The organism is Nonomuraea sp. NPDC049784, assembly GCF_040659615.1.
In the GTDB taxonomy this organism is placed as follows: Bacteria; Actinomycetota; Actinomycetes; order Streptosporangiales; family Streptosporangiaceae; genus Nonomuraea.
Window position 1 is genome coordinate 1 of sequence record NZ_JBFAMX010000642.1, and the last position, 5,710, is coordinate 5,710.

Below are 5,710 nucleotides of genomic sequence, written 5' to 3' on the forward strand. Positions count from 1 at the left end.
GCACCAGGTGCGGCTCGGCGGGCCAGGGCAGGTCCAGGTTGGCCGCCGCGAGCGGGCGCCCGGCCACCGTCACGCTCTCCGCGGCCCGCCTGGCAAGCTCCGCCGCCTCCGCCACGTCCGGCCCGGTCACCTTGTCGCCCAGCAGGTGGCGGTAGGTCCTGTCGACCGCGGTCAGCCGCGCGTCGAGCACCCGCTCGGGGGAGGCGACCTCCCAGACGGCGGGCACGTGCTCGCCGATCGTGCGCGGGCTGAAGCTGTAGTACGCGGCCGTGGCCAGCCGGCTGCCCGCGCGCCCGAGCGGGGCCGTGCGGTAGGCGAAGTAGCTCGGCCAGCGGGATTCCACGTCGTAGCCGAGCGCGGCCGCCTCCTCGAACGCCTGCGGCGAGAAGTACAGCACAGCGTGGATCGGCTCGAGCTGGTGCCACATGCGGCGGGCGAGCCTGGACGATGCACTCATGGCAATCCCTCACTGTCTAGTTAAACTATGCCAGTGACGATAGAGGCTTGGCGCATCACTGGTCAATCGCAAATAGACAGTTATGTCGGCAGGTGGGCGGAGCTGGCCGTCCTGCTGGTCAACGAGCTGTCCGTCGCCCGGGCCCACGGCCGTCCCGTGGACCCGCCGGCCGACCGGCGGGCGGCGCTGGAGGAGGCGTTGACCCGCCAGGGCTGGACCCTCGGCCGCGCGCTGACCGGCGCGGACGCCGACCGGCTCGCCGGCGTGGCCGCCGAGCTGCGCCCGGCGTTCACCGGCGACGTCGCCACGCTGAACGAGGCCCTGGTACGCCACGCGGCCGTGCCCAACCTGCACGGCGACCCGCCCGTCCTGGCCTTCCACGCGCCCGGGGCGGACCTGGTGGACGCCTGGGCGGCCGACGCCGCCACCGCCCTGGCCATGGTGATCGGCGTCGGCCAGGGGCGGCGGCTGCGCAGCTGCGAGGCGGACGGGTGCGAACTGGTCTTCATGGACGTCACCAGGAACGCCTCGCGCAGGTTCTGCGGCCTGTCCTGCCAGAACCGCGCCAAGGCCAGCGCCTACCGCGCCCGCCGCCGCGCCTGAGTCACCTTGCAGGTGAACTGGACGGCGCCCGCGTCGAACACCTTGGTCCAGACGTGGCCGAGCGGCCCGAACAGGGGCACCCCCGTACCCAGCAGGACGGGGACGGTGGTGATGGTGATCTCGTCGATCAGGTCCGCGCAGGAAGGCGCGGAAACCTGGCCGCCGTCAAAGTACTGCCGCGCTCGGCCAGAGCGTGGAGAAGTCGGCCGAGGTCGCGGTGGACGGTGACGCGCGGGTCGGCGCCCTTCTCGAGGGTGGTGCTGAGCACGCCCACCACTCCGCGCGATTTTGTCGGTGGGGGCGGCCAGGATGTACGCCATGGCTTCATGGCAGGAGTTCGAACGGCAGGCGCCGGAGCTGGCCGGGGCGGCGCGGCGCGTGATGGACACGTGCAAGCACAGGGTGCTGGCCACCTTGCGCAAGGGCGGCTCGCCCCGGGTCAGCGGCATCGAGACCACGTTCAGGGACGGCGAGCTGTGGACGGGGTCGATGCCCGGCGCGGTCAAGGTTCACGACCTGCGGCGGGATCCGCGCATGGCGATCCACGTCGCCTCCCCCGAGCCCGATGCGGTCGATCCGTCGTCGTGGGAGGGCGACGTGAAGCTGGCCGGTCGGGCCGTGGAGGTCGCCGATGAGGTGGTGCTGACCAGCCCGGAGTCGCACCTGTTCCGGATCGAGTTGACCGAGGTGGTGTGGACGCGGGTCGACGGCGACGAGCTCGTCATGACCGCCTGGCACGAGGGGGCGGGTGTGAGGGAGATCCGGCGTAAGTAATCTACAAAGTAAAGGCGCCCGGTTCGGTCGGCTGACCGTCAGTGCACGGAGAAGCCGCCGTCCACGAAGAGCACCTGGCCGGTGACAAAGGCGGAGGCGTCACTGGCCAGGAACACCGCGGCGCCCTCGAAGTCCTCGGGCACGCCGTTGCGGCCCACCATGTGGCGGGCGGCGAGCGCCTCGACGCGGCCCGGGATGGCCTGGGCCGGCTCGGTGAGCGGCGTCAGCACGAAGCCGGGGATGATCGTGTTCACGCACACGCCGCTGACCGACCAGGCCTCGGCCTGGGAGCGGGTCAGGCCCGCGATGGCGGCTTTGGCGGCGCCGTACGCGCCGCTGTCTCCGAAGGCGCTGATGGACTGCTGGGAGCCGAGGTTGATGATGCGGCCCCAGCCGCGGGCGGCCATCTCCGGCCCGAAGTGCTGGCCGAGGAGGTAGGGGGCGGTGAGGTTGACGGCGATGGTGAGCTCGTAGTCATCGACGGTGAGCTCGGCCATGGGCTTGCGGATGTTGTTGCCGGCGTCGTTGACGAGGATGTCGATGTCGCCGGCCGTGGCGCACACGCGCTGGACGTCGTCGCGGTCGGCGAGGTCGGCGCTGATCCAGGAGGCGGTGACGCCGTGCTCGCGCAGCCGGGTGACGGCCTTGTCGAGCTCGCTCTCCCTGCGGGCCACCACCACGATCTCGGCCCCGGCCCGGCCGATGGCCTCGGCGATGGCGTAGCCGATGCCGGAGCTGCCGCCGGTCACGAGGGCACGCCTGCCGTCGAGGGAGAACAGGTCCCGCAGATAGTCAGACATGGTCGGACAAGCTAGCACCCTCGCTCTGGGGGCTCGCCGTTGGCCATGGTCCCGAGGCGCGCCCGCCCGGTGCGGTGCCGCAGGGTCGGCGCGAATCCGGCTGCGACGGCCCTGCTGACACTACCTTCGGCAAAGGATCACGAGGGCGCGGTTTCGGGCGGCTTCGGGGCGGAATGACCTGTTTGGTCATGACAACCGCACAAGCTCCCGCTGACGATGCTGACGGCCATGGCGCGGCGCGGGCGCGGCGGGCGCGTCACCGTGGCCGCGGGCGTGCTGGACGTGGCCGGCCTGCTGACCGGCCACGTCGTCATCTGAGGGGATGATCATGTACGGGGTGCATTCGGAGGTCGGCAGGTTGCGGAAGGTCATCCTGCACCGGCCGGAGTTGAGCCTGCGACGGCTGACCCCCGGCAACCGCGAGCAGCTGCTGTTCGACGACATCCTCTGGGTCGAGCACGCCGAACGCGAGCACGACGAGTTCGCCGCCCTGCTGCGCGAGCGGGGCGTCGAGGTCTTCTACCACCAGGAGTTGCTCGCGCAGGCGCTGGATGCCGGGTTCGAGGCCAAGCAGCATGCCGTCGAGGAGGCGGTCACCCACCTGACCCTCGGCCCGGCCCTGGTGGACGGGGTACGGGAGACGCTGGCGGGCTGGAGTGGTCAGAAGCTGGCCGCGCATCTCATCGGCGGGCTGACCAAGCAGGAGTACGGGATCGAGGGCCTGGAGTCGCGCTCGCTGGTGGCCGCCTCGGCGCGGGCCGGCCAGTTCGTGCTGCCGCCGCTGCCGAACTCCCTCTACCAGCGTGACCCGGCCGCCTGGCTGTACGGAGGGGTGTCGCTCAACCCGATGTTCTTCCACGCGCGGCGGCTGGAGACCATGAACCAGAGCACGATCTACCACTTTCACCCGATGTTCGCGGGCGGGGACTTCGCTTTCTGGTACCCGTACGAAGGAGATGACAGCCGTTTCGACGAGGAGGACTACGGCACTGCCGCGATGGAGGGCGGCGACATGATGCCCATCGGCAACAGGACAGTGGTGATCGGCTTGAGCGAGCGCACCAACGCCCGCACGGTGGAGCATGTGGCGTTGTCGCTGTTCGCCGGGGGCGCGGTCGAGCGGGTGATCGCCGTGGAGGTGCCCAGGCGTCGCTCCTACATGCACCTGGACACTGTCTTCACGTTCCTGGACGTGGACAAGGCCGCGGTCTACCCGCCCTTCCTGGAGACCGCCGCCACCTACTCGCTGCGCCCGGCAGACAAGCCGGGCACACTGGACGTGCGTACCGAGGCGAGCTTCGTGGGGGCGGTGCAGGAGGCGCTGGGGATCGCCCGGCTGGAGCTGATCGCCACCGGCGGCGACGAGTACCAGCAGGCCCGCGAGCAGTGGGATTCGGGCAACAACTTCTTCGCGCTGGAGCCCGGGGTCGTGGTGGGCTATCACAAGAACCAGTTCACCAACCGGCAGTTGCGTGAGCACGGCGTCGAGGTGATCGAGATCGAGGGGTTCGAGCTGGGTAAGGGCCGCGGCGGCGCCCACTGCATGACCTGCCCGATCCAGCGCGACCCCGTCTGACGGCGGCGTGCAGGCCCGTTGACGTTGCGCGCGGGCGCGTACGGAGTTAAGCTCGAATGCTCCATTAACGCATGAGCTCCACAGCCCTCCGGTTAGGAGTATACCACCGAATGACTAATCGTCAAGATGGTCTCGCGGAAGCCCTTGACAGCGAACAGCGCACTGTGTCGTGGCTGTACGGCAGGCTCGACGTCGCCAGGGAGCGCGCGCAGGCGGCGCTGCGTGAGGTGTACGCCAGGGCCGGCGGCACCCGCCAGGCGATGGTCGAGCGCGAGGCGATGGCCTCGGAGCAGGCCAGGAGGCTGGCCCAGCTGAACGCGGTCGAGCGCGGCCTGTGCTTCGGCCGCATCGACGACGCCTCGGGCGCCAGCACGTACGTCGGCAGGATCGGGCTGCGCGACGATGACCACGAGTCGGTCCTGATCGACTGGCGGGCCCCGGCCGCGCGGCAGTTCTACGTGGCCACGGCCACCGATCCGGGTGGGCTGGTGCGCCGCAGGCACCTGCATCTGAAAGATCGCACGGTGGTCGGCATCGACGACGAGGTGTTCGACCTGGAGCGGATGAGCGACGGCGACAGGCGCGCGCTCGTGGGCGAGGCGGCGCTGCTGGCGGCGCTGCGGCGGGGCCGGACGGGCCGGATGGGCGACGTGGTGGCCACCATCCAGACCGAGCAGGACAGGGTCATCCGCGCTTCGCTGCAGGGTGCACTGGTGGTGCAGGGCGGGCCGGGCACCGGCAAGACGGTGGCGGCGCTGCACCGGGCGGCGTACCTGCTCTACACCCACCGCGACACGCTCGAGCGGCGCGGCGTCCTGGTGGTGGGCCCCAACCCCATGTTCCTGCGCTACATCAGCCAGGTGCTGCCGGCGCTGGGGGAGACGCAGGTGGTGATGACCACGGTCGGGGAGATGTTCCCGGGGGTGCGGGTGAGCGCGGCCGACACTCCGGCGGCGGCGGTGGTCAAGGGCGACGTGCGGATGGCCGAGGTGGTCGCCCGCGCGCTGGAGCTGCGCCAGGGGGTGCCCCAGGGCGACCTGGTGGTCGAGCTGGACGGGCTGCGCCTGCGGGTCCCGCGCGAGACGTGCATGCGGCTGCGCGACCGGGCGCGGGCGGTGCGTCTGCCGCACAACATGGCGCGCAAGCTGTACGTCACCGAGATGCTCAAGGAGCTGGCCAAGGCCGAGGCGCGGGCCCTGGAGGAGTCGCTGCACATCGAGGAGCTGGTCATCGAGGACGAGCCGGAGCTGTCGCAGCCGCTCGACCTGGAGGGCGACCTGGACGAGCTGGATCTGGAGCTGGCCTCGCAGCGGTTGTGGGGCGAGCCGGCGATACGGCGGGCAGTGGACGAGCTGTGGCCGGAGCTGACGCCGCAGCGGCTGATCTCTGAGCTGCTGTCGTCGTTCGACACGCTCTGGGCGGTGGCGCCGTCGGGCCTGGAGTGGCACGAGCTGCTGCGTCCGGCGGAGGCCGAGTGGACGGCCGGGGATGTGCCGCTGC

The 5,710-nt window shown here is 71.0% G+C and carries 5 protein-coding genes and 2 pseudogenes; 4 read left to right on the forward strand and 3 right to left on the reverse strand.

What is annotated here, in order from left to right; translation table 11 throughout:
• Positions 1-457: pseudogene (locus AB0J09_RS54430) on the reverse strand (hypothetical protein); the annotation flags it as partial.
• Between the two features lie 33 nt (positions 458-490).
• On the opposite strand from AB0J09_RS54430, the gene AB0J09_RS54435 reads away from it, so the two are divergent.
• Positions 491-1,060 carry a CGNR zinc finger domain-containing protein gene (locus AB0J09_RS54435; protein WP_360710127.1) on the forward strand — a complete coding sequence of 190 codons (570 nt, stop codon included), beginning with the start codon at positions 491-493 and terminating at the stop codon, positions 1,058-1,060.
• Between the two features lie 127 nt (positions 1,061-1,187).
• Here the strand turns inward: AB0J09_RS54435 and AB0J09_RS54440 are convergent, their stop codons facing one another.
• Positions 1,188-1,328, reverse strand: a complete 141-nt coding sequence (locus tag AB0J09_RS54440) for a hypothetical protein (RefSeq protein ID WP_360710129.1) — start codon at positions 1,326-1,328, stop codon at positions 1,188-1,190.
• A 50-nt stretch (positions 1,329-1,378) separates the two neighbouring features.
• On the opposite strand from AB0J09_RS54440, the gene AB0J09_RS54445 reads away from it, so the two are divergent.
• Entirely contained in the window at positions 1,379-1,834 is a 456-nt protein-coding gene (locus AB0J09_RS54445) for a pyridoxamine 5'-phosphate oxidase family protein (RefSeq protein WP_360710130.1), read from the forward strand.
• Positions 1,835-1,872: 38 nt separating this feature from the next.
• On the opposite strand, the gene AB0J09_RS54450 is transcribed toward AB0J09_RS54445, so the two are convergent.
• Positions 1,873-2,634 (reverse strand): SDR family oxidoreductase, encoded by a 762-nt coding sequence (locus tag AB0J09_RS54450; RefSeq protein WP_360710131.1) that lies wholly within the window; start codon positions 2,632-2,634, stop codon positions 1,873-1,875.
• A 328-nt stretch (positions 2,635-2,962) separates the two neighbouring features.
• On the opposite strand from AB0J09_RS54450, the gene AB0J09_RS54455 reads away from it, so the two are divergent.
• A complete protein-coding gene (locus tag AB0J09_RS54455; RefSeq protein WP_360710133.1) occupies positions 2,963-4,210 on the forward strand; it encodes an arginine deiminase in 1,248 nt (415 codons plus the stop codon).
• 110 nt (positions 4,211-4,320) lie between these two features.
• Positions 4,321-5,710, forward strand: a pseudogene (locus AB0J09_RS54460) (helicase); the annotation flags it as partial.